Here is a 2,777-nt window from a genome sequence, read left to right as displayed (position 1 = left end):
CAGCTACGCACTCCGGATCCGGAAGAGCCCGTAGACCGTGCCGGTACCGCTGCGCGCCCAGTCGCCGAGCATCCCCTCGAGTTCATCGGCGACCAGTTCGGAGAACCGTGCGGCGCGCTCGTCGTCATAGGCCATGTCGGCCAGTGCGTTCTTGCGTACCTCGTGCGCGCGGCCGTCGAGTCCGTGGACGGCGCCCGGGCCGAAGAGTGGAAACCGGATGAACCCGGGCATGGCGCCGTTGCGCTCCACCTTGTCCGCGTCGTAGAAGTTCCGCACACGCTCCACGCCCCGCAACAGAACGGCGCTGCGTCCCATGAGCCGCAGTCGGACAGGGGCCTGCGAATCGGGGGAGACCCCCGCGCGTTGCCGCACCCGCGAGGCGAAGAGGTATCCGGACCGGAGGAAGTCGAGGGACTGGTCGCTGATCACTCGTGGGGTGGGTCGAGGCATCGGGCGCGCTCCTTCGGGCTCGTGGTCGGCGTCTCGCCCGTCACCCTAGGGACGCCCGCGGCGGTGCGCTTCCGGTCCGGCGGTGCCGGGTTCGCCCGGCCGCGACGTGATCCGGATCACCGACCATCCACTTTCGGGTGTATCCAGTGTGGCCCCAGTCACATACCTTTTGCTCAATCGACGTTCACTCGTCGGGGAACACGTCCCGCGCCAGGGCCCCGCCCGGCGCCCCACGAGACTTGGAGTTGTCTTGACAACCACGAACCTTCCCGCCGGGGGTGCGGCGCCACAGTCGCCGAACCCGTCAGCGGAGCCCAGGAAGACCTCGCTCGCGAAGGTGGCGGCGGCCTCCTCGATCGGCACGACGATCGAGTGGTACGACTTCTTCATCTACGGCACCGCCGCGGCGCTGGTCTTCCCCACTCTGTTCTTCCCCGGCCAGGATGCGGCGGCCGCGACACTCTCGTCGTTCGCGACCTTCGCCGTCGCGTTCTTCGCGCGCCCGGTCGGCGCCGCGCTCTTCGGCCACTTCGGCGACCGCATCGGTCGTAAGCGCACCCTGGTGTGGACCCTGTTCATCATGGGCATCGCCACCGTGTTCATCGGCCTACTCCCCGGGTACGGCACCGGGGCCTTCGGAATGTTCGAAGGCGGCATCGGCATCTGGGCCCCGACGCTCCTCGTCGTCTGCCGCTTCTTCCAGGGCTTCGCGGTCGGCGGCGAGTGGGCCGGGGCGACCCTGCTCACGGCCGAGTACGCGCCGCAGGGTAAGCGCGGGATGATGGGGATGTGGCCGCAGCTGGGCGTCGCCTTCGCGTTCTTCCTCTCCTCGGGCACGTTCCTCATCTTCTCGCTGGTCGCCGGCGACAGTTCTGACGTCAACAGCCCGTTCATGCAGTACGGCTGGCGTATCCCGTTCCTGCTGTCCGCCGTGCTCGTGCTCATCGGCCTGTGGATCCGCATCTCCATCGAGGAGACCCCGGTCTTCAAGCAGGACCGGGCCCTGGCCTCCGAGGACGCGGCACCCAAGACCCTGCCGTTCGCTGATGCGCTCCGCTACCAGTGGAAGGAGATCCTCATCGCCGGTGGCGCGCTCACCTCGCTGTTCTCCCTCTTCTACATGGGCACCTCGTTCCTCACGAACTACGCCACCAAGAACCTCGAGCACACCCGCCCGTTCGTCCTGGGTATGGGCATGATCGCCGCCCTGATCTTCGGCGCCGCGATCGCGATCTCGGCCATGTACTCCGACCGGATCGGCCGCAAGAAGGTCATCGGCACCTCGGTGGCGCTGGCCGTGGTCTGGTCACTGTTCGTCTTCCCGATCCTCGACACCGGGTCGCCGATCGCGTTCGCCATCGTCCTCTTCGTCACGCTCATCATCTTCGGCATCGCCTACGGCCCGGCCGGCGCACTCCTGCCGGAGCTGTTCCAGGCCCGGTACCGCTACACCGGCGCCGGCCTCGGCTACAACCTCGCCGGCATCCTCGGTGGCGCACTGCCGCCGCTGGCCGCCGCCGCGATGGTCGCCGCGGGCAACACGCTCGGTGTCGGGATCATGCTCTCGTTGCTGTCCGCCATGTCCATGCTGTGCGTGGTGGCCATGACGGAGTCGAGCAAGAACGTGATGAACGCGGATGCCGAGATGACCGAGGACCGCACCCTCGCCACCGAGGTGCCCTGATCCACACCTGACGGAACCCCGGAGCTCACGGCCCCGGGAGATTCCCTCCCCCGAACAGCCGCGCCCGGCCCCACCCGAGAGGGGGCCGGGCGCGGTGTCGTATGTCAGAAGTCGCCGGCGGACCGGCGCAGCGCGGCGATGGCCTCGATGAGCGCCACCTGCTCGCCCTCGTCCATCCCCGGGTCGGCGAACACGCCGGAGTTGAGCGCCGCGGTCGCCTCGGCCACCACCTGCCTGCCCGCGTCCGTGATCTCCACCAGGGTCGTCCGCCCGTCCGTGGGGTGCGGTCGTCGCTCCACCAGCCCGGCGTCGAGCAGGCGCTTCATGGCGCTGGTGACGCTGGTGACGTGCACCTGGAGGCGCTCCGACGCCTTGGTGATGGGCAGCGACCCCGAGCGGGAGAAGGCCAGCAGTCGGAGGAGTTCGTACCGGGGGAACGACAGGTTCCACGGACGGAGAGTGTCCTCGACCCGGGCCAGGAGGATCTGGTGCGCCCGCATCACCGAGGTCACCACCGTCATCCCCTGCGCGGCATCCGTCCAGCCCTCTCGCTCCCAGTTGGCGCGGGCCTGGTCGATGCGATCGGGGATCGGGGCGGTCCTGGGGGGCAAGGCTCACTCCTGTCGGACGCGGCGGTGGGATG

At 69.0% G+C, this 2,777-nt stretch carries 3 protein-coding genes; 1 reads left to right on the top strand and 2 read right to left on the bottom strand.

All coding sequences use genetic code 11. The features are described 5' to 3' along the window. Positions 1–3: 3 nt before the first annotated feature. Positions 4–450 carry a cytochrome P450 family protein gene (locus G6024_RS10075; protein ID WP_227022045.1) on the bottom strand — a complete coding sequence of 149 codons (447 nt, stop codon included), beginning with the start codon at positions 448–450 and terminating at the stop codon, positions 4–6. A 250-nt stretch (positions 451–700) separates the two neighbouring features. Here G6024_RS10075 and G6024_RS10070 point away from each other — a divergent pair, with 250 nt between their 5' ends. Then, positions 701–2,134 (top strand): MFS transporter, encoded by a 1,434-nt coding sequence (locus tag G6024_RS10070; protein ID WP_132061506.1) that lies wholly within the window; start codon positions 701–703, stop codon positions 2,132–2,134. Between the two features lie 104 nt (positions 2,135–2,238). Here the strand turns inward: G6024_RS10070 and G6024_RS10065 are convergent, their stop codons facing one another. Next, positions 2,239–2,745 (bottom strand): MarR family winged helix-turn-helix transcriptional regulator, encoded by a 507-nt coding sequence (locus G6024_RS10065; protein ID WP_132061509.1) that lies wholly within the window; start codon positions 2,743–2,745, stop codon positions 2,239–2,241. Positions 2,746–2,777 lie beyond the last annotated feature (32 nt).

This window comes from Dietzia maris (assembly GCF_014144855.1).
GTDB classification, from domain to species: domain Bacteria; phylum Actinomycetota; class Actinomycetes; order Mycobacteriales; family Mycobacteriaceae; genus Dietzia; species Dietzia kunjamensis.
This window is presented reverse-complemented; position numbering and strand designations above follow the sequence as displayed.

What these genes read in the sequence shown, in the direction of transcription:
- G6024_RS10075 (WP_227022045.1), bottom strand. Translation starts at nt 450, where the DNA reads ATGCCTCGACCCACCCCACGAGTGATCAGCGACCAGTCCCTCGACTTC.